Origin of the sequence: Kribbella yunnanensis, assembly GCF_039529655.1 — a bacterium.
Lineage (GTDB): Bacteria > Actinomycetota > Actinomycetes > Propionibacteriales > Kribbellaceae > Kribbella > Kribbella yunnanensis.
The window spans coordinates 116,559-140,449 of record NZ_BAAANF010000002.1; the positions used below are offsets into that span (position 1 = coordinate 116,559).

At 67.9% G+C, this 23,891-nt stretch carries 29 protein-coding genes and 3 tRNA genes; 17 read left to right on the plus strand and 15 right to left on the minus strand.

Going from position 1 to position 23,891, the window contains the following annotated elements; all coding sequences use genetic code 11:
• Positions 1 to 9: 9 nt before the first annotated feature.
• Genes ABD231_RS01905 through ABD231_RS01915 form a run of 3 tightly spaced genes read left to right on the plus strand, consistent with a single transcriptional unit; the run spans position 10 to position 2,935 of the window.
• On the plus strand, positions 10 to 1,119 hold the full coding sequence (locus tag ABD231_RS01905; protein ID WP_344144479.1) for an LLM class flavin-dependent oxidoreductase: 1,110 nt from the start codon (positions 10 to 12) through the stop codon (positions 1,117 to 1,119).
• Positions 1,116 to 1,895: a DUF1684 domain-containing protein gene (locus tag ABD231_RS01910; protein ID WP_344144481.1), complete on the plus strand. Its 780-nt coding sequence runs from the start codon at positions 1,116 to 1,118 to the stop codon at positions 1,893 to 1,895. Before ABD231_RS01905 ends, ABD231_RS01910 begins: the two co-directional genes overlap by 4 nt.
• Complete coding sequence (locus ABD231_RS01915) at positions 1,892 to 2,935, plus strand: LLM class flavin-dependent oxidoreductase (RefSeq protein WP_344144483.1); 1,044 nt, start codon at positions 1,892 to 1,894, stop codon at positions 2,933 to 2,935. Before ABD231_RS01910 ends, ABD231_RS01915 begins: the two co-directional genes overlap by 4 nt.
• Here the strand turns inward: ABD231_RS01915 and ABD231_RS01920 are convergent.
• Complete coding sequence (locus ABD231_RS01920; protein ID WP_344144485.1) at positions 2,932 to 3,555, minus strand: DUF899 family protein; 624 nt, start codon at positions 3,553 to 3,555, stop codon at positions 2,932 to 2,934. The genes ABD231_RS01915 and ABD231_RS01920 overlap by 4 nt on opposite strands.
• A gap of 193 nt (positions 3,556 to 3,748) precedes the next feature.
• On the opposite strand from ABD231_RS01920, the gene ABD231_RS01925 reads away from it, so the two are divergent.
• From ABD231_RS01925 to rpmG, 3 genes are all read left to right on the plus strand, one after another.
• A tRNA-Thr gene (locus ABD231_RS01925) sits at positions 3,749 to 3,821 on the plus strand.
• A gap of 50 nt (positions 3,822 to 3,871) precedes the next feature.
• Positions 3,872 to 3,948: transfer RNA gene (locus ABD231_RS01930), tRNA-Met, on the plus strand.
• A gap of 63 nt (positions 3,949 to 4,011) precedes the next feature.
• Positions 4,012 to 4,179 (plus strand): 50S ribosomal protein L33, encoded by a 168-nt coding sequence (rpmG, locus tag ABD231_RS01935; RefSeq protein ID WP_012923742.1) that lies wholly within the window; start codon positions 4,012 to 4,014, stop codon positions 4,177 to 4,179.
• Positions 4,180 to 4,258: 79 nt separating this feature from the next.
• Here the strand turns inward: rpmG and ABD231_RS01940 are convergent, their stop codons facing one another.
• Positions 4,259 to 5,005: a (2Fe-2S)-binding protein gene (locus ABD231_RS01940; RefSeq protein ID WP_344144488.1), complete on the minus strand. Its 747-nt coding sequence runs from the start codon at positions 5,003 to 5,005 to the stop codon at positions 4,259 to 4,261.
• Positions 5,006 to 5,086: 81 nt separating this feature from the next.
• On the opposite strand from ABD231_RS01940, the gene ABD231_RS01945 reads away from it, so the two are divergent.
• From ABD231_RS01945 to ABD231_RS01955, 3 genes are read left to right on the plus strand one after another with little or no spacing between them, the layout of a single operon-like run.
• Positions 5,087 to 5,509: an FAS1-like dehydratase domain-containing protein gene (locus ABD231_RS01945; RefSeq protein WP_344144490.1), complete on the plus strand. Its 423-nt coding sequence runs from the start codon at positions 5,087 to 5,089 to the stop codon at positions 5,507 to 5,509.
• Positions 5,506 to 5,913, plus strand: a complete 408-nt coding sequence (locus tag ABD231_RS01950; RefSeq protein WP_344144492.1) for a MaoC/PaaZ C-terminal domain-containing protein — start codon at positions 5,506 to 5,508, stop codon at positions 5,911 to 5,913. Before ABD231_RS01945 ends, ABD231_RS01950 begins: the two co-directional genes overlap by 4 nt.
• Positions 5,910 to 6,935 carry a UDP-N-acetylmuramate dehydrogenase gene (locus ABD231_RS01955; RefSeq protein WP_344144494.1) on the plus strand — a complete coding sequence of 342 codons (1,026 nt, stop codon included), beginning with the start codon at positions 5,910 to 5,912 and terminating at the stop codon, positions 6,933 to 6,935. The genes ABD231_RS01950 and ABD231_RS01955 overlap by 4 nt, the downstream gene beginning before the upstream one ends.
• Positions 6,936 to 7,073: 138 nt before the next feature.
• On the opposite strand, the gene ABD231_RS01960 is transcribed toward ABD231_RS01955, so the two are convergent.
• The 4 genes from ABD231_RS01960 to ABD231_RS01975 are packed head-to-tail and all read right to left on the minus strand — an operon-like array spanning position 7,074 to position 10,386.
• The gene (locus ABD231_RS01960; RefSeq protein ID WP_344144496.1) at positions 7,074 to 7,748 is read right to left on the minus strand and encodes a hypothetical protein; all 675 of its coding nucleotides are present in this window, start codon (positions 7,746 to 7,748) and stop codon (positions 7,074 to 7,076) included.
• A gap of 28 nt (positions 7,749 to 7,776) precedes the next feature.
• Positions 7,777 to 8,421: a type IV toxin-antitoxin system AbiEi family antitoxin gene (locus ABD231_RS01965; RefSeq protein ID WP_344144498.1), complete on the minus strand. Its 645-nt coding sequence runs from the start codon at positions 8,419 to 8,421 to the stop codon at positions 7,777 to 7,779.
• On the minus strand, positions 8,414 to 9,040 hold the full coding sequence (locus tag ABD231_RS01970; protein WP_344144500.1) for a 2'-5' RNA ligase family protein: 627 nt from the start codon (positions 9,038 to 9,040) through the stop codon (positions 8,414 to 8,416). Before ABD231_RS01970 ends, ABD231_RS01965 begins: the two co-directional genes overlap by 8 nt.
• 2 nt (positions 9,041 to 9,042) lie before the next feature.
• A complete protein-coding gene (locus ABD231_RS01975; protein ID WP_344144502.1) occupies positions 9,043 to 10,386 on the minus strand; it encodes an NsdA family TPR-like regulatory protein in 1,344 nt (447 codons plus the stop codon).
• Between the two features lie 253 nt (positions 10,387 to 10,639).
• Here ABD231_RS01975 and ABD231_RS01980 point away from each other — a divergent pair, with 253 nt between their 5' ends.
• Positions 10,640 to 11,146 carry a hypothetical protein gene (locus tag ABD231_RS01980; protein WP_344144504.1) on the plus strand — a complete coding sequence of 169 codons (507 nt, stop codon included), beginning with the start codon at positions 10,640 to 10,642 and terminating at the stop codon, positions 11,144 to 11,146.
• On the opposite strand, the gene ABD231_RS01985 is transcribed toward ABD231_RS01980, so the two are convergent.
• The 4 genes from ABD231_RS01985 to ABD231_RS02000 all read right to left on the minus strand — a co-directional run bounded on the left by ABD231_RS01985 (position 11,143) and on the right by ABD231_RS02000 (position 15,442).
• Positions 11,143 to 12,513, minus strand: coding sequence for a TrpB-like pyridoxal phosphate-dependent enzyme (locus ABD231_RS01985; RefSeq protein ID WP_344144506.1), 1,371 nt, complete (start codon positions 12,511 to 12,513; stop codon positions 11,143 to 11,145). The genes ABD231_RS01980 and ABD231_RS01985 overlap by 4 nt on opposite strands.
• A gap of 62 nt (positions 12,514 to 12,575) precedes the next feature.
• Positions 12,576 to 13,148 carry a histidine phosphatase family protein gene (locus tag ABD231_RS01990; protein WP_344144508.1) on the minus strand — a complete coding sequence of 191 codons (573 nt, stop codon included), beginning with the start codon at positions 13,146 to 13,148 and terminating at the stop codon, positions 12,576 to 12,578.
• Positions 13,148 to 14,185, minus strand: coding sequence for an adenosine deaminase (locus ABD231_RS01995; protein WP_344144510.1), 1,038 nt, complete (start codon positions 14,183 to 14,185; stop codon positions 13,148 to 13,150). The genes ABD231_RS01990 and ABD231_RS01995 overlap by 1 nt, the downstream gene beginning before the upstream one ends.
• A gap of 63 nt (positions 14,186 to 14,248) precedes the next feature.
• Positions 14,249 to 15,442, minus strand: coding sequence for a pyridoxal phosphate-dependent aminotransferase (locus ABD231_RS02000; RefSeq protein ID WP_344144512.1), 1,194 nt, complete (start codon positions 15,440 to 15,442; stop codon positions 14,249 to 14,251).
• A gap of 300 nt (positions 15,443 to 15,742) precedes the next feature.
• Between ABD231_RS02000 and ABD231_RS02005 the strand changes: the two genes are divergently transcribed.
• From ABD231_RS02005 to rplA, 5 genes are all read left to right on the plus strand, one after another.
• Positions 15,743 to 15,815, plus strand: a tRNA-Trp gene (locus tag ABD231_RS02005).
• A gap of 55 nt (positions 15,816 to 15,870) precedes the next feature.
• On the plus strand, positions 15,871 to 16,113 hold the full coding sequence (gene secE / locus ABD231_RS02010) for a preprotein translocase subunit SecE (RefSeq protein ID WP_132175403.1): 243 nt from the start codon (positions 15,871 to 15,873) through the stop codon (positions 16,111 to 16,113).
• A gap of 73 nt (positions 16,114 to 16,186) precedes the next feature.
• Positions 16,187 to 17,344: a transcription termination/antitermination protein NusG gene (nusG, locus tag ABD231_RS02015; RefSeq protein WP_344144516.1), complete on the plus strand. Its 1,158-nt coding sequence runs from the start codon at positions 16,187 to 16,189 to the stop codon at positions 17,342 to 17,344.
• A 12-nt stretch (positions 17,345 to 17,356) separates the two neighbouring features.
• Complete coding sequence (gene rplK, locus ABD231_RS02020; RefSeq protein WP_344144518.1) at positions 17,357 to 17,788, plus strand: 50S ribosomal protein L11; 432 nt, start codon at positions 17,357 to 17,359, stop codon at positions 17,786 to 17,788.
• Positions 17,789 to 17,871: 83 nt separating this feature from the next.
• Positions 17,872 to 18,594 carry a 50S ribosomal protein L1 gene (gene rplA, locus ABD231_RS02025; protein WP_344144520.1) on the plus strand — a complete coding sequence of 241 codons (723 nt, stop codon included), beginning with the start codon at positions 17,872 to 17,874 and terminating at the stop codon, positions 18,592 to 18,594.
• A 66-nt stretch (positions 18,595 to 18,660) separates the two neighbouring features.
• Here the strand turns inward: rplA and ABD231_RS02030 are convergent, their stop codons facing one another.
• Positions 18,661 to 19,698, minus strand: a complete 1,038-nt coding sequence (locus ABD231_RS02030) for an alpha-hydroxy acid oxidase (protein ID WP_344144522.1) — start codon at positions 19,696 to 19,698, stop codon at positions 18,661 to 18,663.
• A 52-nt stretch (positions 19,699 to 19,750) separates the two neighbouring features.
• Here ABD231_RS02030 and ABD231_RS02035 point away from each other — a divergent pair, with 52 nt between their 5' ends.
• Entirely contained in the window at positions 19,751 to 20,428 is a 678-nt protein-coding gene (locus tag ABD231_RS02035; protein ID WP_344144524.1) for a VOC family protein, read from the plus strand.
• Positions 20,429 to 20,445: 17 nt separating this feature from the next.
• On the opposite strand, the gene ABD231_RS02040 is transcribed toward ABD231_RS02035, so the two are convergent.
• From ABD231_RS02040 to ABD231_RS02050, 3 genes are read right to left on the minus strand one after another with little or no spacing between them, the layout of a single operon-like run.
• Entirely contained in the window at positions 20,446 to 20,754 is a 309-nt protein-coding gene (locus tag ABD231_RS02040; RefSeq protein WP_344144526.1) for an AzlD domain-containing protein, read from the minus strand.
• Positions 20,751 to 21,458: an AzlC family ABC transporter permease gene (locus tag ABD231_RS02045; RefSeq protein ID WP_344144528.1), complete on the minus strand. Its 708-nt coding sequence runs from the start codon at positions 21,456 to 21,458 to the stop codon at positions 20,751 to 20,753. Before ABD231_RS02045 ends, ABD231_RS02040 begins: the two co-directional genes overlap by 4 nt.
• The gene (locus tag ABD231_RS02050; RefSeq protein ID WP_344144530.1) at positions 21,455 to 21,988 is read right to left on the minus strand and encodes a CGNR zinc finger domain-containing protein; all 534 of its coding nucleotides are present in this window, start codon (positions 21,986 to 21,988) and stop codon (positions 21,455 to 21,457) included. The genes ABD231_RS02045 and ABD231_RS02050 overlap by 4 nt, the downstream gene beginning before the upstream one ends.
• Positions 21,989 to 22,211: 223 nt before the next feature.
• Here ABD231_RS02050 and srmL point away from each other — a divergent pair, with 223 nt between their 5' ends.
• Positions 22,212 to 23,330: a PheS-related mystery ligase SrmL gene (gene srmL, locus ABD231_RS02055; RefSeq protein WP_344144532.1), complete on the plus strand. Its 1,119-nt coding sequence runs from the start codon at positions 22,212 to 22,214 to the stop codon at positions 23,328 to 23,330.
• Here the strand turns inward: srmL and ABD231_RS02060 are convergent.
• Positions 23,327 to 23,848, minus strand: coding sequence for a hypothetical protein (locus tag ABD231_RS02060; protein ID WP_344144533.1), 522 nt, complete (start codon positions 23,846 to 23,848; stop codon positions 23,327 to 23,329). The genes srmL and ABD231_RS02060 overlap by 4 nt on opposite strands.
• Between the last annotated feature and the right edge of the window lie 43 nt (positions 23,849 to 23,891).

The following is a 23,891-nucleotide window of genomic DNA, read 5'->3' on the forward strand; positions in this document are numbered from 1 at the left end:
AAGAACGTCATGCCAGTTGAGTTCCTGGGGATCGCCGGGACCAACCCGGCCAGTGAGGTCGAGCCGCGCACCGGTGGTGCCCTCGATCTGGAGTACACCGCGAAACTGGCGCGCGCCCACGAGGACAACGGCTGGGACCGGGTCCTGTTCGCGTACCACTCCGGTTCTCCCGATCCGGCACAGGTCGCGGCGTACGTCGCCGGTCGCACCGAGCGGATCAACCTCGTCGTCGCACACCGGCCGAACGTCGCCTACCCGACGCTGACCGCCAAGACCTTCGCCACGCTGGACCACATCAGCGGCGGTCGGTTCGAGGTGCATGTCATCACCGGCGGGTCGACCGCGGACCAGGCCGCCGAGGGCGACTTCCTGAGCAAGGACGACCGGTACGGGCGGACGCAGGAGTTCATCCAGATCCTCAAGCAGGCCTGGACCTCCGACGAGCGGTTCGACTTCGCGGGGAAGCACTACCAGTTCGAGCAGTTCGTCGCGGACATCAAGCCGCTGCAGCAGCCGCGGCCGCGGATCTCCTTCGGTGGCTCGTCCGCCGCCGCGTACGCCGTCGGTGCGGCCGAGGCGGACATCTTCGCGCTCTGGGGTGAGCCGCTGGCCGGGACACGCGAGCAGCTGGCCACGATCGACGCTGAGGCTGCGCGAGCCGGGCGGGCGGACCGGCCGACGATCCAGATCGCCTTCCGGCCGATCATCGGCGCGACCGAGGAGCTCGCGTGGGAGAAGGCCGAGCGCATCCTCGGCCGGATCAAGGACGTCCAGGCCGGTACGCCGTCTCCCAAGGCGCGGCTGCGCTCGCGGACCAACCCGGAGAACGCCGGTTCGCAGCGGCTGCTCAAGGCAGTGTCTGAAGGGGATCGGCACGACCGCGCTCTCTGGACCGCACCGACCGGTCTGACCGGAGGCGGTGGCAACTCGACCGCACTGGTCGGTACGCCGGACACCATCGCCGCAGCGCTCCTGGACTACTACGACCTGGGCATCCGGATCTTTTCGGCGCGTGGTTACGACATCTACGACGACGCGGTCGACTTCGGCCGTTACGTCATCCCGCTGGTCCGCTCCGAAATCGCCCACCGTGAATCCCGGAAGGACCTGGCCTCATGACAGTTGTCTCGGACCTGGAGCAGGACTGGCACACGTGGCATGCGGCGCGTGAGCAGGACCTGAACACGGACTACGGCTGGCTGACGATCGTCGGGTTCGACTGGCTTCCTACTGAGCCCGCTGCGCTGGCTGGACTGCCAGGAGAGTGGTGGGCTGCTGACGGGCGGGCGCATGTCACGGCTGAAGGCTCGTTGACGCTGAACGGCTCACCTGTGGACGGGACAGTGTCGGCGTCGGTCGCTGAGGCTGGTTCGCTCAGCTGGCTGCTGTTCGGCGACCGCTTGATCGAGCTGGTGCTGCGAGGCGGTCGGTACGCCGTCCGGCAGCGGGACCCCGGTGCCGCGACTCGACAGGGGTTCACCGGCGTACCGACGTACCCGCTGGATCCGGAATGGGCGGTGCGCGGCTGGTACACGCCGTACGGTGCTCCCGAGCGGGTCGAGGTGTCCACTGCGCGCGATGACTTGCGTCAGCACGTCACTGCGGTCGGTACGGTCCACCTCGCGCTGGGGGAGTCGGCGTACGAGCTGGTGGCGACGGCTGCATCGGACGGTCGGCTCTCGCTGTCGTTCCACGACGACACCAACGGCTCTGAGACTGCGCCTTGGCGCACTGTGACCACTGGAGTCGTGGAACGCGACGGGTCGGTGCTGATCGACTTCAACCGCGCAATCAACCTGCCGTTCGCGTTCACTGCCTTCGGGACCTGCCCGGCGCCGGTGACAGGCAACCGGCTCGGACTGCCGGTGGCGGCCGGCGAGAAGAAGGTCCGGTGAAGTTCTGTACCTACACCCTGATCGACAACTCCCCGGACCCGATCAGTGGTGCGCAGCTGACGACGTACGAGCGTTTTCAGCACGTGGTCCGGCAGGCGCAGTGGGCCGAGGAGCTCGGGTTCGACGGGTACGGCGTGGGGGAGCGGCACGCACAGCGGTTCATCTCGTCGTCCCCGCCGGTGGTGCTGTCCTACCTCGCCGCATCGACTTCGCGGATCCGGTTGCTGACCACTGTGACCGTGCTGTCGTTGCTGGACCCGGTGCGGGTGGCTGAGGACTACGCGACGCTGGACCAGCTGTCTGGTGGGCGCCTGGACATCATCATCGGGAAGGGGAACGACCCGGACCAGAACGCACTGTTCGGGTACGACCTGGACGGGCAGTGGGACCGGAACCGGGAGAAGTACGAACTGCTCCGGCGGCTGCTGCGGGAGACTGGGGTGAGCTGGTCTGGTCAGTACCGGCCTGATCTGGTCGATGCCACCACGCAGCCCCGGCCCTTCCGTCCTGATGGCATCCCGCTCTGGCATGGGTCTGCGTCTTCTGAGGAGTCCACCGAGCTGGCCGCTCGTTTTGGCGACCCGCTGTTCTCGGCGAACGGATTCCACCCGCTGGCGAAGTACGCCGGTCTGATCCGGCACTACCGGGAGCGCTGGGAGGCGTACGGGCGCGACCCGGCCGATGCGGTGGTCGGGGCCGGATTCAACGGGCTCTACGTGCGCAAGAGCTCACAGGACGCGCTGGACGGCTACCGGCCGATCTTCGACGCGTTCATGGACTCACCGGGTGCTCGTCATAACCAGCTCCCGTTCAAGACGCTGGAGGAGTTCCTCGAGCAGGGGTCGGTGCTGGTGGGGTCGCCGGAACAGGTGATCGACAAGTTCGGCCGCTACCAGGAGGCGTTCGGCCACGAGCTGTCCGGCGTCTCGCTGGAGGTGGCGGGCCTCCCCGAGGCCGAGAACCGCGCCTCGGTGGAGACCTTCGTCACAGACGTGCTTCCGGTACTGCGTTCGTCGTACCCCTCACGCGTCTGGAACTAGCCGTACGTCGGGTGCTGTGGCCAGCCGGCGGGGGAGTCCTCCCACTCCTCCTGCCGGCCGTACGGCGCCAGGTCGAGGACGCTGTTCTCGAACAGCAGCCGGTCCACTCCGCGCGAGTAGGTGGAGTAGGTCCGGTAGACGGCGTCGCCGTCACGGAGGAAGACGCTGAGCAGGAAGCCGCCCCCGGCGCCGGAGTCGGCGGAGAACGTCGTACCGGCCGAGGAGGCGTACGGGACCTGCCAGCCCATCTGCTCCCAGTAGCCGGTCATCTGGGCCAGTGGCATGTCCGAGACGGTCGCCCAGGCCACCCCGCGCTTGGCCAGACCGCTCAGGTCAGGCACGTTCCTGGTGAAGGCTGTGCAGCCCGGGCAGAAGTGGTCCGGGCCGTTGTTCATGAACTGGTAGAGCGCGAGCTGCTGGTGCTCGCCGAACAGCTCCAGCAGCGTCACCGGACCGGTCGGGGACTGGAACGTGTAGTCGCCGAACTGGACCATCGGCAGCCGCCTTCGCTGCGCCGCCAGCTGGTCCTGGACCCGGGTCGCCGCCTTCTCGGCGGTGAGCAACTCGGCCCGGGCCTTCTCCCACTCCTCGGCGGAGACCACTGGGGGTAGCGCGCTCATCTGATCGTCCTCTCGTCGCTGGGTGCCTATATACCTAAGACGAAGCCGGGTCACCGATCTCGACATCGGGGGATGGTCAAAAGCACTACTCGGGACCCGGTATGATTTCCGAGTCGGACAGAGGGGGGCACACAGTGCGCCTGGCTCGATTTCACATCGAGGCGGCAGACCGTGTAATCTCTCTCCTCGGCCCGCCCCTTTAGCTCAGTCGGCAGAGCGTCTCCATGGTAAGGAGAAGGTCTACGGTTCGATTCCGTAAAGGGGCTCTGAGATCGACAGGTCATCCGGTGCGCCGGGTGACCTGAAGAACTCTCCCGGCGGGGTAGCTCAGGTGGTTAGAGCACACGGCTCATAATCGTGGTGTCGCGGGTTCGACTCCCGCCCCCGCTACCACGCAACGCAGTATTCGAGAGTGCGATCACCCAAGTTGCGCACTCATGAGGTAAAGAGGCAGCAGTGGCCAAGTCGACCGACATCCGCCCGAAGATCACGCTGGCGTGCACGGTTTGCAAGGAGCGGAACTACATCACCAAGAAGAACCGGCGCAACGACCCGGATCGCCTGGAGATGAAGAAGTACTGCGCGCGTTGCAACGACCACACGGACCACCGCGAGACCCGCTGACCTCAGCAGTCTTTCGCGAGGGCCGCTCCGGTACGCCGGGGCGGCCCTTTGCTTTGTATCCAGCACTGCGTTGTGCCGTTTAGACGGTCACGATCGGGCGGCCGGCCTCGTACGCCGCCAGTCGCTCATCGCGCGGTGTCAGGCAGCAGGAGCCGCAGAGCGCCCCATCGCCGGACTCGCTCGTGTAGTAGAGACAGCAGGTCTTCCGCAGGTAGACCAGCTTCCCGCCGGCCAGCTCCACGTCGCCCAGCTTGTTCAGCCCGGCCGGAGCCTTCGCCGCGAACGTCTGCCAGCGCTCCAGCAGGAACCCGGGGTCGAGTGACTCTTCCTCGCGGGTGGCCGCGCAGAACGCCATAGCGCAGCCCGCTGCCACTCCACCGTGCACCTGGCGCAGACCGGCCCTGGTCCGCCGGTGCAGCTCCTCCGACAGCGGGAGCAGGTGCTGACGCAGCACGACGTCGTACAGGGTCTCCAGACCGCCTGGGAGGTAGTCGGCGGACCCGATGGCGACTGCGGCCAGCCCGTGGCCGTCGTGTGGTCTTACCCACAGGTTCTGCGGCCGGATGTCCAGCACGTGCCCTTCGAGCGCCCACAGCAGCAGTGCGGCCGCCGGAGCGCGGCCCGCGTAGAAGGACATCAGGCTCAGCGCGTTCGCATGCGCCGAGACGTGCCCGCTCGCGTCGTTGTCCCGCTTGAGCAGCTCGGTCAGCTCCGGACCGTCCGGCTCCAGAATGTGGCTCACCCGCAGCCACTCCGGGCCACTCGGCGTACCGATCTCCAGCTTGTAGCGAGGCGCGTACCTGGCCAGCGCCGTTACTGCCGTCACGTTCAACCTTCCCCAGTCGGGTCTCACGGTTTGCTGGGTGGCGGCTTCCCGGGGGTCAGTCTGCCAGTAGGCTCTGGCGCTATGACGATCGACGCCACGATGGTCGGCCGGAGCTATGCGGCCGCCGAGAGCTACCAGGTCGGCCGGGAGAAGATCCGGGAGTTCGCCGCCGCGATCGGCGACGACAACCCGGCGTACACCGGTGACGACGCGGTGGCACCGCCGACGTTCGCGTTCATGCTCGGCAGCCGGGCGCTGGAGCAGCTGCTGAACGACCAGGAGCTCGGGCTGCGGCTCGACCGGATCGTGCACGGCGCGCAGAAGTTCAGCTACACCCGCCCGATCAAGGCCGGTGACGACATCGCGGCGACCGCGACCATCACCACCGTCCGCAAGGCCGGTGACGTCGAGGTGATCATGTACGAAACCGCCCTCACCACGGTCGACGGCGAGCCGATCGCCACCTCGACCTCCACGATCTCGCACAACCGGGCGGACTCATGAAGACCATCGCTGCCGGTGACGTCCTCCCTGAGCTGACCGTGACGTTCCGCCGCGAGGACCTGGTCCGGTACGCCGGCGCCAGCGGCGACTTCAACCCGATCCACTGGAGCGACCGGATGGCGGCCGCCCTCGGTCTGCCCGGCGTGATCGCGCACGGCATGCTCACGATGGCCTCCGCGGTCCGCGTCGTCACCGACTGGCTCGACGACCCCGCCGACCTGGTCGAGTACGGCGTACGGTTCACCAAGCCCGTCGTCGTACCGGATGACGCCGACGGCGCCGAGGTGACGTTCTCCGCCAAGGCCGACAAGGTCGCCGACGGACTCGCCGAGTTCGACATCACCGCGATCTTCGGCGGCGAGAAGGTCCTCGGCCGGTCCCGGGCGGTCGTGCGCGTCTCGTGAGAACCCAGGTACCCCTGGCCGGCTTCACCACCCTGCGGATCGGCGGGCCGGCCGACAAACTCGTCGAGGTGACCACCGAGGACGAGTTGATCACCGCCGTCCGCGACGCCGACGCGGCCGCCGAACCCGTCCTGCTGCTCTCCGGCGGCAGCAACGTCGTGATCGGCGACGACGGCTTCCGCGGCACGGTGATCAAGATCGCCACCAAGGGCATCAAGGTCGACGCCGACGCCTGCTCCGGCGCGATGATCCACATCCAGGCCGGCGAGGACTGGGACGCCGTCGTCCAGCGTGCGATCGCCGAACAGTGGAGCGGCCTCGAGTCGATGTCCGGCATCCCCGGCCTGACCGGCTCCACCCCCGTCCAGAACGTCGGCGCCTACGGCCACGAGGTCGCCGAAACCATCGCCTCGGTCCGCGTCTGGGACCGCGCCGAATCCCGCATCCGCACGATCTTCGCCGCCGACTGCGGTTTCGAGTACCGGTCGTCGATGTTCAAGTCCGCGCCCGAGCGCTTCGTCGTACTGGAGGTCGCCTTCCAGCTGAAGCTCGGCAACCTCTCTGCCCCCATCGGCTACGCCGAACTGGCCCGCGTCCTGGACGTCGAACCCGACGCCCGCGCCCCCATGACCGACGTCCGCGAAGCCGTCCTGGCCCTCCGCCGCAGCAAAGGCATGGTCCTGGACCCCACCGACCACGACACCTGGAGCGCGGGCTCCTTCTTCACCAACCCCCTCCTGGCGACCCCCGCCGAGGTCCCCGCCGGTGCCCCCCAATGGCCCCAGCCCGACGGCCGCACCAAAACCAGCGCCGCCTGGCTGATCGAACACGCCGGCATCCCCAAGGGCTTCACCCTCGGCGCCGCCGCCGTCTCCACCAAACACACCCTCGCCCTCACCAACCGAGGCACCGCCACCGCCAAGGACCTCCTCTCCCTGGCCACCCACGTCCGCTCCCAAGTCCACCAAGCCTTCGCCATCACCCTCGTCAACGAACCAGTCCTGGTGAACTGCACCCTCTGAGCCGCCCGAGTCGGTCACTGACAGCAAGCGGCCAACCGGGTACACTCATATGCAGCAAAGGCTTCGGCTTCTGACCCTTCGGGTTAGTGAGCCAGGTTGGCCCTCGGTGTAGCTACGGCAGCCGGGGGTTTGCTGTTTCTAGGGGAGCCTCATGACGTGTGCGAGGTCCTCGATCACCGCGAACAGGTCGCCGCGCGCGCCGACCTTCTTCTGGCGGTAGGCGCTGCACGCAAGATCAGGCAACCACAGCAGGTGCTCCGAACCGGGCGAGACCGATACCAGTGCCATCGATTGAGCGATCGCCCCAGATACGATCAGGTCCGCTCTGATGGCTCGGTCGTAGTTGTTGATGCGAGCGATGCGATGTTCTTCGATGACCGCGAGCTCCACCGGTGGGTGAGTTCCGTGCTCTGCCGTGTGTAGTGCGGTCAGGAGCCGTCCCAGGACGGCCCCGCGAGCACGTGTCCCGTCCTTGTCGTCATCGTCGTCGACCGAAACCTTGTCGACGATCAAGCACGTCTCATCTGGAACCCGGAGGGTCTCCAGCAGGGTTCGGACGTGTGTCCGACCGTCTGTGGAGCGCAGTTCGTTGGTGGTGTGCCACCAGCCCGTGGGGACGAGGTCGTCGAGTTCGTTGCGCAGGGCATCACGATCGGGCTCGAGCACGACGACGGCTGCCATGACGTAGAAGCGCGACCTGCCGTCCTTTTCGACATGGTAGGTCTCATCGAGGTAAGCGATCGGGCCGGTGCCGATCTGCTCGTAGTGTCCTTTCAGGACACCGCGCTGCCCCGGCCCGGCCGGCGGCGTCATCGGCGCGCCGGGCCGGGCGGGGTGGGGGTCAGTAGCGCCATTCGAAGAGGTGGGCGTGCATCCAGTTGGTGAGGTTGGTGGAGACGGGGGTGGGCCTGCCGTTGGACGTGCTGAGGAGGTCGGCCAGGACTTGGGCCGGGGCTGCTAGGCGGAGGCCGGTCGGGGTGCTGCGGCGGCGGAGGTAGACGACGTCCAGTGGGGGTTCGGCGAGGACTATGTCGCCCCTGGGGGCTGGGGTGAGGCGCCAGGCGGTGGCGGCGGATTGGGCGTCTGGGGTGTAGATGAGGGCGTTGTTCGCGGTGGGGGTTGCGGTCCAGAAGGCGGCTGCGTGTTCGCTGGTGAGGGCGTATTTGAGGGGACTGGTGGCGAGGCGGTCGAAGAGGTCCTTGGGGGCCTTCCAGCGGGAGAGTTGGCTGGTTGTTAGTACGGGGGAGTTGGCGGCCCAGCGGCTGAGTAAGAGAGACCAGTCGGGTACGGCGATGATGCCGCCGCGTCGGCGCTCGATTAGCGACTCTGCCTGCAGGTCGTCGATGATGCGGCGTACGTCGACACTCGGGGCCTGGCTGAGCTCGACGAGGTCGTGGGTGGTCCAGATGGACCGATAGTCCAGGAGCGCGCGGATCACGCGGGCTGAGCTCTCCTCGGCTGACATCTCCGGGAGGGGGTCAGTCATGGGGGCGGCCGAGGGTGATGGTGACGTACGGCGTCCACTGGTAGCAGAGGTGGTCGCGGTTCAAGTCGATCAAGCTGACCTCGTTGATGTAGAGCTGGGTGGACTTGTCGCCGAACTCCGTGAGGCGTTTGCGGAGTGGTTCTGCCGGGGCCGACTGGTTCCAGTAGCCCAGCGAGATGTGCGGGTCGAGGTCGGGGTTGGCGGGGAGTGAGTCCTCGCCCCAGATCTCGTGGATCGCATCGCGGAGCGTGACTCGGAGCCGACGGAGTTCGTTGGCGGGGCGGACCGGTAGTTGCAGGCTTTCGACGTCGACGACTGCTGGGCCGACGGTCACGCTGAACGGAGCGAACGACTCGAGCCGGCGGCGCGTCGCGTCGACGATCGGGCTCAAGTCGTCGGAGCTGAGCTTGTCGGCGTAACCGACGCCCTGCAGGGTGAGGTGCAGCCATTGGCGGGGGACGGGCGTCAGTTCGGGCAGCGAGGACAGCAGTGGGTCGTAGCTGCTGCGCAGTGCCGCGAGTGCGGACGCGTAGCGGAGGGTGATGTGCCAGGTGTAGAAGGATCGTCCTTGCCGCCAACCCGGACGCCAGTACCAGTGATCGCGGACGTCGTCGATCATGGCTAGGACTCCTTTGCGGTGAGAGAGGGCGGTCGGTACGCCGGTCGCCGGCCAGGGAGGTCGGGGCGATAGATGAAGTCCCGGATGCGCTCGCGGAGTTGTCGCGCTCTCGCAACGCGGGTGTACGGCGCGGTCAGGGCGGCGACCTCGCCCATCCGGTGGACCAACGGCCGGACGCGATATTCCAGGGCAGTGTCGAAGACCGGCTCGACAGCGGCGATGGCGCCGTCGAGCTCCCCGAGAGTCAGATGAGCGATGCCCTGCTGGAGTCTGACCATTCGCTCGGAGCCTGGGTTGCGCAGGCTGTGCGGTCTGGATTCGAAGCCGGCCACCGAACGGTCGGCATGGACGAGCGTTTCGTGAGCATCTCCGAGCGCCAGTTGAGCGTGGGCCCAAAGGCCCTCGGCGCGTTCCGAGGTGCAGAGCAACGGTCCGCCGAGCTCAGGAATGGACGGCATGCTCGGAACTTCCTGGGCGGCGGCCAGTGCGTCACGGGCCTCGCTGATCCGGCCGGATCGCGCGAGGTCGACCGCCAGGGCACTGGACAAGAACAGTCGGGACGTTCCCGCGGCGTACCGCAGGCCGTCCTCGGCGTGGTCGGCGGCTCGGTCGAACTCGTCCTGCCAGAGTGCCGCCGTGTGCTGGGTCGCGCGGATCCAGCCGCGGAGCTCGTTGTGGTCCGCCGCTTCGGCGCAGGCCCAGGCCGTCCGGGCGTGGCTCTCGGCCACTTCGGGGCGGCCGAGATCGACGGACATCCAGGCCAGCAGGGTGATCGCCCAGCCCGCGGCGGCGTAGAGGTCGCGGGACTGTTTCGGCGACTGGCGGCCGGCGAGCAGGACGAAGGCCCGGTCGCGGACCGCCCGGCTGCGTTCGAACAGGGGTTTCGTGGGGGTGTGCAGGTAGAGCTGGGAGATGCGCTCGATGTCGGCGTGGAGCTGCTCGACCGTGAGCTCGCCGACGTTCGACTCCTCGGCGAAGGTGAGGAGCGCGATCGACTCGTCACCGGCACGCCCGACCTCCTCGTCGAGCCCGAGTGTCGACGGTGGCTCGAGCTCCAGTTCGGTCGGGGGTGTGCCGGGCGGCGGCATGAAACCGAGCTCGTTGTCGGAGGCAACGTTCAGGATGTAGCGCAGGCCGGATCGGTAGGCGGCGCCGGGCCAGCGGACCGCGCCCCGCTCCATCTTCGCGATGTAGTGGCCGTCGAGTTCGTAGCGGACCTCGGTCGTGTCCCAGAGCCACGCACAGACGGCGTCCGCGAGCTCGACGCGGGACATGCGTTCGCCGGGTGCGCGCCGAGAAGGGGTGCGCTCTCGTGCGCTGCGCAACAGGTCATTGGCGGCTGGCATGGCGGTAACTGTAGGTGTGCGAACACCCTCCGCAACGACGGAAAGTGCGACTGCGGACCATCTGCCCCTGGATGCCCCGGAATGCCCCGAGATGCCCCGTTCTGCAACGATATAAATACGGTCGTGACCGAAAAAAGTGACGTTCTGTGGAGGTTTCGGTGTAGTTCGGGGCAGCCGGGGTGGTCGCTGAGCGTGAACTCGCGGGGCATCCCGGGGCAGATAGGGGATTCCCTCAGTGAATTAGGGTCGTCACGTGGCTGAGGAAGCTGTGACGACGTTGCGTGCTGAGTTGGGACGGTTCGGTCGGGGCGAGGAGGGGTTCGCCTTGCTGGAGGTCTTCTTGGAGGTGGCGGGGCCGTGGATGGGGCCGGTGGTGCTCGATCCGGTGGGGCTGCGGTTGCCGGACGAGATGACGGACGACCGGGTGCTGGTCCAGGGGCTGATCGAGATCATCGAGGCGGAGCCGCCGGTGACGGGGATCTTCCGGTCGACGGAGCGCGAGTACGACATGGCGGATCCACAGGCGCGATGGGACTTCGTCCGGCTGGCCCACTGCTCGAAGCTGGCGACGGTGTGGAGCGAGGGACGCCGTACGACGTACTTCGAGGCGGCGGACGCGGTCACCGCGACGTACTGGTTGCCGGAGAGTCTGAAGGTGGTGTTCTTCGACGCGATCCAGGCCAAGGGATGGGCTGTGCCTGCTGACTGGCTGGCGGCGGTAGGCAAGCAGCCCAAGCCCTGGTGGAAACGTGGCAGCTAGCTGATCGCCGGTAGTCGGGTGAGTGCTTGGGCGACTGCTGACTGGAGGTCGGCGTCGTCCCAGTTGCGGTCCGTCATGGTGCCGCTGAGGTAGGCGTCGTACGCCGCGAGGTCGAGGTGGCCGTGGCCGCAGAGGGCGGTGAGGATGACCTTCTCCTCGCCGGACTCCTTGCAGAGCATGGCCTCCTCGATGGCGGCCGCGAGCGCGTGCGTGGGCTCGGGTGCCGGGACGATGCCCTCGGTGCGGGCGAACTGGAGACCGGCCGCGAAGCACTCCGACTGCGGTTTGGCGACGGCTTCGATCTCGCCGGTCTCGTAGAGGTGGCTGATGATCGGGCTCATCCCGTGGTACCGCAGGCCGCCGGCATGGATCGGGTCCGGAACGAAGTCGTGGCCGAGGGTGTGCATCTTCATCAGCGGGGTCAAGCCGATGGTGTCGCCGAAGTCGTAGGCGTAGGTGCCCTGGGTGAGCGATGGGCACGCGGCCGGCTCGACCGCGCGGACCGTTGGTGCCATCCGGCCGGCCCACTTCTCCCGGAGGAACGGGAAGGCGAGACCGCCGAAGTTCGACCCGCCGCCGGTGCAGCCGACCAGCAGGTCCGGCGTCTCGCCAACCATCGCGAGCTGGATCAGTGCTTCCTCACCGATGATCGTCTGGTGCAGCAGCACGTGGTTGAGCACCGAGCCGAGCGCGTAGTGGATCTCCGGCGACTGCACCGCGGCCTCGACCGCCTCGCTGATCGCGATCCCGAGTGATCCGGTGGAGGCCGGGTCGCCGGCCAGGATCTTCCGCCCGGCCTCGGTCAGCTCGGACGGGCTCGGGTGCACGGTCGCACCGAAGACCTCCATCATCGTCCGCCGGTACGGCTTCTGGTCGTACGACGCACGCACCTGCCAGACCTCGCACTCGAGCCCGAACTGCGCACAGGCAAACGCCAACGCCGTCCCCCACTGACCGGCCCCGGTCTCGGTGGTGAGCTTCCGGACCCCGGACTTGGCGTTGTAGTACGCCTGCGGAACGGCCGTATTCGGCTTGTGCGACCCGGCCGGCGACACGCCTTCGTACTTGTAGTAGATCCGCGCCGGCGTATCGAGCGCCTTCTCCAACCGATGCGCCCGGTACAGCGGACTCGGCCGCCACAACCGGTACACGTCAAGCACTTCACCAGGGATGTCGACGTACTGCTCCTGGGAGACCTCTTGCATGATCAGGTCCATCGGGAACAACGGCGCCAGATCCTCCGGCCCCACCGGCTGTCCCGTCCCCGGATGCAACACCGCCGGCGGCGGTGTCGGCAGGTCGTGCAGCACGTTGTACCACCGGGTCGGCAGCTCGTCCTCGGGTAACAAGATCTTGGTAGCCGTCATGCTGCAATCTTGGCCGCGCCCGGCACCCCTCACAATGCCCTGAACCCGAACCCACGAGGCATTTATCCGGCACTCTGCAAGCGGTCGATCCGGCCGTCGGCGCCCACCCGGAAGACCACATCCGACGGATGATCCCGCCGCATCGCCGCATCCACCTCGAGCCCCGCCAACCGCCGTACCAGCAACCGCCCGACCATCTCGTGCGACACGATCAGAGCCCCCTGGACCTCGATGCCCGCGAGCACTTGCGCGATCCGCAGATCGGCGTCGGCGTAGCTCTCGCCACCGGGAAACGGATAGGTGTATTTCGACAGTGCCCGTGCCGCGCGTTCATCCGGCCATCGGGCATCGATCTCGGCCGAGGTGAGGCCGGACCAATCGCCGTGGTCGAGCTCAGCGAGGTCGGGCAGCACCTGAATGGGGAGACCGAGGACATCGCCGATGATGCGAGCGGTTCGCTGGGCCCGCCCGAGTGGGCTGCTGTAGATGGCGTCGATCGGCTCGGCTCGCAAGGACTCGGCGTTGCGCTGGGCCTGGTGGACGCCGAGTGGAGTCAGGGGTGAGTCCAGCCGGCCCTGGCGGCGGCCGGCGACGTTCCACTCGGTCTGGCCGTGGCGGGCCAGGTAGGTCGGCACTAGTACGACGCGAGGGTGGCGGGGGTGTTGAGCCAGTCGTCGATGTCGGTGAGGAGGGACTTCTGGACGTCTGGGGGTGCGGTGGCGGCGAGGATGGAGGAGCGGGCCAGGTCGGCCAGCTCTTCGTCGGTGAAGGCGTGGACCGTGCGAGCGGTCTCGTACTGCTCTGCCAGGCGGGAGCCGAACAGGAGGGGGTCGTCGGCGCCGAGGGCGATGCGGGCGCCGGCTTCGTAGAGCTGGCGGAGGGGGACGTCTTCGGGGTGGCGGTAGACGCCTAGCGAGACGTTGGAGGCTGGGCAGACCTCTAGGGCTACCTGAGCGTCTACAACGCGCTTGAGCAGCTCTGGGTCCTCGACTGAGCGGACGCCGTGGCCGATGCGGCCGGCGCCTAGCTCGTCCAGGCAGGTGCGGACTGTGGCGGGGCCGCAGAGTTCGCCGCCGTGCGGTGCTGCGAGCAGGCCGGCGTTGCGGGCGATGCGGAAGGCCGGGGCGAACTCCGACGTCGTACCGCGGCGTTCGTCGTTCGAGAGGCCGAAGCCGACCACGCCGCGGCCGACGTACTGCGCGGCGAGGCGGGCGAGGATGCGGGCGTCGAGGGGATGCCGGGTGCGGTTGGCCGCGATGATCACCTGGACTGCGAGACCGGTCGACGCCGCTGCATCCCGGGCCGCGTCCAGCACCAGGTCTGTGAACTCGGTGATGCCGTGGAAGCGGTTCGCGTAACCGGACGGGTCGACCTGGATCTCCAGCCAGCGGGAACCGTCGGCGCGGTCGTCCTCGGCCGCCTCGCGGACCAGACGCCGTACGTCGTCCTCCGTGCGCAGCACCGAGCGTGCGATGTCGTAGAGCCGCTGGAAGCGGAACCAGCCGCGCTCGTCGGCCGCGGACAGCTCCGGCGGCCATTCGGTGCGTAGTGCGTCGGGCAGCCGGACCCCGTGTTTGTCCGCGAGCTCGACCAGCGTCAGATGCCGCATCGAGCCGGAGAAGTGGAGATGCAGATGCGCCTTCGGCAGCACCCGCAGGTCACGCTGCGTCATTACCGAAGGTTACAGAGTCCCTACCCGCCCGGTGAAATCCGGGCGGGTAGGGACCCGGGGTGATCAGCTCAGCAGCTTGGCCATCCGGCCGATGCCCTCGGCCAGGTCCTCGTCGCCGAGCGCGTACGACATCCGCAGGTACCCGGGCGCACCGAAAGCCTCACCCGGTACGACGGCCACTTCCGCCTCGTCCAGGATGATCTCGGCCAGCTCAGCGGACGTGGTCGGTGTCCGGCCGTTGATGTGCTTGCCCAGCAGACCCTTGACCGACGGGTACGCGTAGAAGGCGCCGGTCGGCGTCGGGCACTCGACACCGGGGATCTCGTTCAGCATCCGCACCATGGTCCGGCGACGGCGGTCGAAGGCGACTTTCATCTCCTCGACCGCGCTCAGGTCGTTGGTGAGTGCCGCGATCGCGGCCCGCTGGGCGATGTTGCCGACGTTCGAGGTCTGGTGCGACTGGAGGTTGGTGGCGGCCTTGATGACGTCCTTCGGGCCGATCATCCAGCCGACCCGCCAGCCGGTCATCGCGTACGTCTTGGCGACACCGTTCAGTACGACGGTCCGGTCCGCCAGCTCCGGCACGACAACCGGGATCGACGTCGACTGCACGCCGTCGTACGTCAGGTGCTCGTAGATCTCGTCGGTGATCACCCAGATGTCGTGCTCGAGCGCCCAGCGGCCGATCGCCTCGATCGACTCCCGGCTGTCGACCGCACCGGTCGGGTTGGACGGTGAGCAGAACAGCAGTGCCTTGGTCTTGTCGGTCCGAGCGGCCTCCAGTTGCTCGACGGTGACCAGGTAGTCCTGTGACTCATCGGCGAGCACCTCCACCGGCACTCCGCCGGCCAGCAGGATCGCCTCCGGGTAGGTCGTCCAGTACGGCGCCGGCAGCAGCACCTCGTCACCTGGGTCGAGCAGTGTCGCGAACGTGTTGTAGACCGCGTGCTTGCCGCCGTTGGTGACCAGGACCTGGGCAGCCTCGACCTCGTAGCCGGAGTCGCGCTTGGTCTTGTCGACGATCGCCTGCTTCAGCTCCGGCAGACCGCCGGCCGGGCTGTAGCGGTGGTTCTTCGGATCCCGCGCGGCCTCGACGGCCGCCTCGACGATGTAGTCCGGCGTCGGGAAGTCCGGTTCGCCCGCGCCGAAGCCGATGACCGGGCGGCCCGCCGCCTTGAGCGCCTTGGCCTTGCTGTCGACCGCCAGGGTTGCCGATTCGCTGATGGCGCCGATCCGCGCCGAGATCCTGGAACTCATACCGCCATCCTGGCAGCACCCGCTCGCCCGGCTTAAACAAATATCGGGACCCGGACCGGTGTGATCCGGGGAACACGCAGGGGGTGCGGTCCGTTGTGTCCGAGTGCAGGCTGTATGGTTCTGGTCGCGGTACGGCGCCCGGTGCGGGGGCTGTGCGGGTCAGGAGCAGGAAGAACGAGGCCGACAGGCCGAGTTCGACCAGGTGGCTCCGAACCCGTACACTCTTCTAGTCCGGGCGTTGATGGCCCTGACTCGGCATGCCCGAGTTCAGGTCCTGTGCGGCGTCCGGATGGATTGCAGAGGGCACTAGCTCAACTGGCAGAGCATCGGTCTCCAAAACCGAAGGTTGGGGGTTCAAGTCCCTCGTGCCCTGCACATCCTGACCGGCGCAGGGCCGGTCAGGCCGCCGCTAGCGAAAGAGGTAGGTCGTGACGGAGACGCGCACCCCGGCACCGTCCGGCGCCGGTAAGCCTGCGGAAGGCAAGCAAGGCAGAGGCCTGCTGCGTTTCTACCGCCAGGTGGTCGCCGAGCTCCGCAAGGTCGTCTGGCCCACCCGCAAGCAGCTGTCCACCTACTTCGTGGTGGTGCTGACCTTCGTGGTGTTCGTCATCGCGATCGTCTCGGTCCTCGACCTCGCCTTCGGCTGGGCAGTACTCAAGATCTTCGGCTGAGGCCGGACACCGCCCACGCAGGCCGGGACGGGCCACGGCCCACCCCGACGCCAGATCCAGAACCGATCCACAGATGACGGAGTACGACGTGTCAGAGCGCGACGACGAGGTCCTTGAGCTCGAGGACGAGTTCGACGTATCCGACTCCGACGACGACCTCGATCTCGACTTCGACGAGACCACCACCGTCGAGGACGACGACGACCTGTTCGCCGACGATGACGACGACCCGTTCGCGGGCCTCGATGACGAAGACTCCGACGACGAGGACGACGACACCGACGAGGTCGGCGTCGAGGAGCCGGAGTACTCCGCCGACGACGAGGCCGAGGACGGCCCCGCCGAGACCGACGACTCCGACGACGAGCCGGTCGTGGTGGTCGCCGCCGCGGACGAGAGCGAAGCGGCCGAGGTCGTGACGCAGGCCGATGTCGAGGACGCCGCCGAGGAGCTGGCCGACGAGACCGCGGAAACCGCGGCCGACGACAGCGCCGAGGCCGAGCCGGCCGTCGACGCGGTGGTCTTCTCCAGCGCGGACGACGACGCCGACGACGCGGCCCTGGCGGTCGCCGCCGCGGCGGCGGAGGCCGACGAGGAGCCCGCCGAGCCGGGCGACCCGCTCGAGGAGCTGCGCAGCCGGCTCCGCTCGCAGATCGGCGACTGGTACGTCGTCCACACGTATTCAGGGATGGAGAACCGGGTCAAGGGCAACCTGGAGAACCGGATCAACTCCCTGAACATGGAGGACTACATCTTCGAGATCGTCGTGCCGACCGAAGAGGTCGCCGAGATCAAGAACGGTCAGCGCAAGATGGTCAAGCGCACCGTCCTCCCCGGTTATGTCCTGGTCCGGATGGATCTGACCGACGAGTCCTGGTCGACCGTGCGGCACACGCCGTCGGTCACCGGTTTCGTCGGCAACAGCCAGAAGCCGGTCCCGCTCAGCCTCGAAGAGGTCGAGAAGATGCTCGCTCCGGCCGTCGTTGCGGCGGCCGAGGCGGCGGCAGCCGAAGCCGGTGCCGCACCCGCCAAGACGGCGGCCAAGAAGAAGGTCGAGGTGGCCGACTTCGGGGTCGGCGACTCGGTCATGGTGGTGGACGGGCCGTTCGCGACCCTGCACGCCACGATCACGGAGATCAATGCCGACGCACAGCGGATCAAGGCGCTGGTGGAGATCTTCGGCCGGGAGACCCCGGTGGAACTCAGCTTCAACCAGATCCAGAAAGTCTAAGGACCCGACAGAATGCCTCCCAAGAAGAAGATCGCTGCCCTGGTCAAGGTGCAGCTCCAGGCCGGTGCAGCGACTCCGGCCCCGCCGGTCGGTACGGCGCTCGGCCCGCACGGTGTCAACATCATGGAGTTCTGCAAGGCGTACAACGCCCAGACGGAATCCATGCGTGGCAACGTGGTCCCGGTCGAGATCACCATCTACGAAGACCGCACCTTCACCTTCGTCACGAAGACGCCGCCGGCGCCCGAGATGATCAAGAAGGCCGCCGGTATCCAGAAGGGTTCGCCGGTCCCGCAGAAGGACAAGGTCGGCAAGATCACCAAGGACCAGGTCCGCGAGATCGCCACCACCAAGATGCCGGACCTGAACGCCCGGGACATCGACGCCGCGATGAAGATCATCGAGGGCACCGCCCGTTCCATGGGTGTCAACGTCGAGGCCTGAGCGCCGCGGCAGCACCAGCACCACCAGTAGTTGTGGCAGGGCGTAGCGCCGCCCGGAGACCACACCCCAGAGAGGAAACAGCAATGGCACTGCGCAGCAAGGCATACCGCGCAATCGCGGACAAGATCGACTTCGATCACCTGTACTCCCCGCTCGAGGCGGTCCGGCTGGCCAAGGAGGCCGCGGGCAGCAAGAAGTTCAACTCGACCGTGGACGTCGCGATGCGCCTCGGGGTCGACCCCCGTAAGGCCGACCAGATGGTGCGCGGCACCGTCAACCTTCCGCACGGTACCGGCAAGACGGCACGGGTCCTCGTCTTCGCCACCGGTGACAAGGCCGAGGCCGCGAAGGCCGCCGGCGCCGACTTCGTCGGTGACGACGACCTGATCAAGAAGGTGACCGACGGCTGGCTGGACTTCGACGCCGTCGTCGCCACCCCTGACCTGATGGGCAAGGTCGGCCGTCTCGGTCGCGTCCTCGGCCCGCGTGGCCTGATGCCGAACCCGAAGACCGGCACGGTCACCCCGGACGTCACCAAGGCCGTCACGGACATCAAGGGCGGCAAGATCGAGTTCCGGGTCGACCGGCACGCGAACCTGCACTTCATCATCGGCAAGGCGTCGTTCGACGAGGCCCAGCTGGTGGAGAACTACAGCGCGGCGCTCGAGGAGATCCTGCGACTGAAGCCGGCCAGCTCCAAGGGCCGCTACATCCGCAAGGCGGTGTTCTCGACGACCATGGGCCCCGGTGTCCCGGTCGACCCGAACGCCACCCGCAACCTCCTCGAGGAGAACGCGGACGCCTGATCCACAGGTTCCAGACAGCAAGGCCCCGGGATTCGTTCCCGGGGCCTTCTGCTTTTGCCCTCGGAGTTAGGTGCGCGGGGCAATCAAGTCCGGGGTGAGGTCGGTCAGGCGGGGGACGCCGACGAGTTGGAGGGTGTGCTCGAGCTCTTCGGTGAGGTCGTTGAGGAGGCGGGTGACGCCGGCCTGGCCGTCCACGGCGAGAGCCCAGAGGGCCGGCCGGCCGACGAAGACCGCGCGGGCGCCGAGAGCCAGCGCGGCGAGGACGTGTTCGCCGCGACGGATGCCACCGTCGACGTACAGCTCGGTACTGGTACCGGCCAGGGCTTCGGCGACCTCGGGGAGGGCCTGCGCGGTGGGGATCGAGCCGTCGAGCTGGCGACCGCCGTGGTTGGAGACGATGATGCCGGCGGCACCGGCGTCGGAGATGCGTTTGGCGTCGTCGCCGCGCAGGACGCCCTTGACGACAATCGGGAGTCCGGTGCGCTCGGCCAGCCAGCCGATCACGTCGGGGGTCAGGTCGTCGGCCTTGTCGAGGTCCTCGTCGGTCCAGTCGCCGTCGGGCACGTTGATCCGCAGCTGACCTGGCTGGACGTACGACCACACCACCGGGCCGTCGTCCTCCTTGCGGCCGACCACCGGGGTGTCGACCGTGAGGACGATCGCCTTGGCGCCACCGGCGACGGCCGCGTCGAGCATCTGCTCGGTGATACTGCGGTTCCGCACGATGTAGATTTGCAGCCACCACGGCACCCCGGTCGCCCCGAGCTCGGCGAACCGGGTCCCGGCGTTGCTGGAGACGCCGAGCAGCGATCCGGCGTCACGGACACCGTTCGCCATCGCGATCTCGCCGTCGGGATCCGCCAGCCGCTGCAGGGTCGACGGCGCGACGAGCACCGGCGACGCGACCGGCGTACCGAGCACTGTGGTGCCGAGCTCGATCGACGACACGTCTTGCAGCACACGCGGCCGGAACCGGTACGACGACCAGGCGGCGACCGCCTCCCCGACGCTGATCCCCCCGGCGGATCCTTGCCGGTAGTAACGATGCACGGCCTCCGGCAACTTCTCGGCGGCCTTCCCCTCCAACGCATCAATCCATCGCATGCCGTCCATCGTCGCATCCGGTCTGCGCGAACGGCACCCGGATAATGTGGCTATGGAACAAGTACTGAGTCGGCAGGAAGCGTCGGAAGCAGTCGAGGACGCTGGGTGGCGCTTCCTGCTGGGCACGTTGCGAACGTCGGTTCCGGTCGGGTCGTTGGCCCAGGCAATTGCTGTGGCGGCGGACGCCGTCGCGGTGTCCGGCGATGACGCGGACCAGCACCTTCGCGTCGATGCCCGCCCTAATCGGGTCGTCTTCACTCTGCAGTCGTTGGAGCACGCAGCGGTCACCACCAGCGATGTCGAGCTCGCCCTCCGGATCTCTGCTGCTGTGAACGGGACGGAGCCGGGCTTCGGAACGGCGGCACCGCGATCTGTTCAGGTGCTGGAGATCGCGATTGATGCACTGGACATCGCCGCGATCCGGCCGTTCTGGAAGGCGGTCCTTGGATACGCCGCTGAGGCAGGTGCCGACGGACCGGAGGATCCGCTCGTCGACCCGGTTGGGCAGGACCCGGCCATCTGGTTCCAGCAGATGGACGAGGCGCGCCCGCAGCGCAATCGCATCCACTTCGACATCTGTGTTCCGCATGACGAGGCAGCACATCGCATCGACGCCGCACTGGCGGCTGGCGGCCGACTGGTGTCCGCGACGCGTGCTCCTGCTTTCTGGGTGCTCGCGGACCTGGAGGGCAACGAAGTTTGCGTGACCACCTGGCAGGGCCGGGACTGAACTTGCGCCCTTAGGCGCTAGCGCAGGACGAGGCGGATCAGGGCGGTGACGACGATGCCGCCGGCGACGGCCAGCAACATCGGCACCTTCGCCAAGGTGAGTCCGCCGGCGGCACCGATGCCGACCAGCTTCGTCCAGTCGAGCTCCTGCCAGTGCTCGCCGCCCAGCTCCGTGACGATCAGGCCGGCCAGTAGAACCGGTGCGGTGAGGGCGGTCAGCCGGAGCACGGTCGGCGGGAGTTTGCGGCCGCCGATCACGAGCGGAGCACTCGCCTTCATCAGCCAGCTGATCAGAGTGACGACACCTGCGGACAACCAGAGCTTCATGCCTGTGCACCCTCCTTCTCGGGGAGAACGCCGAGCAGCGCCGCGGCAATGGCGCCCAGCAGGGCGTAGCTCGGGGTGGTGACGAAGAGCAGCGCGGCGGCGATCGAGGCGCCGAGCAGGCCTGCTGCCAACGCACGCTTCGATCGGCGCAGTTCGTCCAGTGCGAGGATCAGGAAGAACGCCGGGAACGTGACGTCGAGACCCAGCTTGTGCATCAAGTCAGGCGAGGGCGCGGTCAGCGCGCCGACCGCCGTACCAGCCGCCCAGAGCACCCATTGCGGAACGCTGGCACCGACCAGCCGGACGATGTCGTAACCGCCCTTGGTGCCGTGGGCAACGACGAAGGATGCGTCGCAGAGCGCCTGCGCCTGTAGTGCGCGGGAAAGCCTGCCGCCGCGCAGGCTCTCGTTGAGCGCGAGGCTCATCATCAGATAGCGAGCGTTGATCAGGACTGCGGACGTCACTGCGACGACCGCCGTGCCACCGGCCAGCGAGGTCAGCAACGCGAACTGCGCCGACCCCGACCACGCGAACATCGAGAACAGCACCGGCAGTCCGAATCCCCAGTCGCGCGCGACAGCCTCGGCTCCGAAGCTCAATGCGAGCACGAAGGCGGCGGCGCCGGGCCCGATGCCCAGACGCATGCCCTCGAGGAAGTCCTGCCGCCGATCGAGCAGTTCGGTCATCACCGCGGGGCCCTTCATGATTCCCGTCCGGCGCGGACTCGCTCGTAGTGCCGCTTCGCCCGGGCGCGGTTCCCGCAGTCGCCTGAGCTGCACCACCGACGAGACCCGTTCTTGCTGCGGTCCAGGAACAACCATCCACAGCCGTCGTCCTGGCATTCCCGCAGTCTGCTCAGGTCCTCCCGCTCCAGCAGGCGGCCTGCCGCGAGAACCAACTCGTCCACGAGGTTGGCGCCACCCCAGTCCATCGGCCGCGGTCCTGCCGGAGTTGCTCGCCGCACGGCACCTGCCAGCAAGGTCTGCAGCTCCCGCAGGTCTCCTGGTCCGGTGCCTCGCGCGATCGGCAACACCGCGTCGTAGACGACCGCGCGCACAGTGGCGACTCGGTGGGGATCGCTGTCTCCGCTGAGACCGGCCGCCGCACGCCACGTCGCCAACGCCTCCGCGGTGGCGATCCGGTCGACGGTACGGGATGGGTCCAGCCGCCAGGAAACGGTGTTCAGCAGGTCCAGAGCAACGTGACCGCCGATCAGTTCCGGCTGATAGAGCATCGGAATCACCTCTGCCTAACAACCTAAAGAAGTTTTGACTGTTAGGCAAGGTCGGGACGAGGTAGGCTGTGGGCATGACGCAGTACGGGCGGCGATTTCTTCGCCCCGGCCGGCACAACGGTGCCGACGGGGTGAGCTGCTGCTGCGCTCTCTCCTGAGGTGACCGTGGCCGACCGGGGTGTGAAGACCCCCTCGTCGACACCGTCGCCTTTGGAGAATTCTTATGTCTGTCCTCACTCTCGAGGAACTGCACTCCGCCCTGTCGCTGCGCGATCTGACCGATCCAGCTCAGGGCCCACACGCCGTCCAGTTGATCGTCGACTCGATCAGGACGGCTCTGGGCGCCGCTTGGCCCTACACGGCGATCTGGACACGGCGCGACCATCCCGTGGTCAGCCTGGCCGACAACTACGACAACCTCGGGTACGCCGCCGGTGCGGTGACCCGGGAAGCCCGCTACACCCGCTACGCGTCGGAGGGTGAGGTCCTGCGCAGTCACACGTCGGCGATGATCCCGCCGGCGCTGCGCGAGCTCGCCGGCTCCGATGCGTCCGATGTGCTGATGATCTGTGCGGGCATCTGCTACCGCCGGGACTCGGTGGACTGGCAGCACACCGGCACGCCGCATCAGCTCGACCTCTGGCGGCTCAGCCGCAACGTCACGCTCGGAGAGCCCGAGCTGGAAGACATGATCGCCCGGTTGGTCGAGACCGTGCTGCCCGGGCAGGCCTACCGGACAGTGCCTGCGGTGCACCCCTACACGATCCACGGCCGACAGATCGATGTCCTGCTGGACGATCAGTGGATCGAGATCGGTGAATGCGGGGTGGCCGCGCCGGAGGTCCTGCGCAAGGCCGGTCTCGACGACAGCTGGACCGGACTGGCGATGGGTCCGGGCCTCGACCGGTTGCTGATGTTGCGGAAGGGCATCCGCGACATCCGGTTGCTCAGGTCGACCGATCCGCGGGTGGCCGGACAGATGCTCGACCTGCAGCCCTACCGATCGGTGTCGACGATGCCACCCGTCCGCCGGGACCTCTCGGTCGTGGTGGGCGCGGAGGCGGACGTGTCGCCGGAGGTGCTCGGCGACAAGGTGCGGGATGCGCTCGGTCCGGACGCGGATGCCGCGGAGTCGCTGGAGGTGCTGGGCGAGACGACGTACGACGACCTGCCACCTGCAGCTCGGGCGCGGTTGCAGATCTCCCCAGGACAACGAAACCTCCTGGTCAGGCTGGTCCTCCGGCCGGTCGATCGAACCCTGACCGATGCCGAGGCCAACCTGCTGCGCGACCAGGTCTACCGAGCTTTGCATGAGGGCCCCATCCTCGAGCTGATCGGTTAGCGCCGCAGCTCGCGGGCAGCGACGACCCAGGCACACACGGCCAGGGGGACTTCCAGGAGGAAGGCCTCGGCCAGTGAGAGCGTGCGGTCGAAGCCTGCGCCTGCGGTGCTGACGTCGAACCAGGCGTCGGCCAGGAGCAGGGTCCCGGCGGCCATCGCGGTCAGGACGGCGTATCTGTTGCGAGTGTGCAGCAGGTACGCCGTCAGACCGGCGGCGATCGCGGTCAAGACGTCGAGACCTATCCAGGTGAGCTTCCAGTGATTGACCTGGTACGTGCTCGGCAGCGTCGCCGCGAGGATCAGGCACCACGGCAGCAGCACGGCCGCGACGCCGCCGGCCACCAGCGCGGCCAGACCGCCGGGGGAGCGGCGCGGGCGGATCCGGCCGTCGAGGCGGCCTTCCGCGATGTAGTCGTCGAGAGCCTCGGCGACGCGGTCGTCGATCGCGTCACCGAGTTGCACGGTCAGCTGCGGCCCGAGCGGCCGGGATGCGGGAGCCTGCGGGATTGTCGTCGTCATGGCTTCGAGCATTCCGTCGCGGCGGCTTCGGCACATTGAGGAC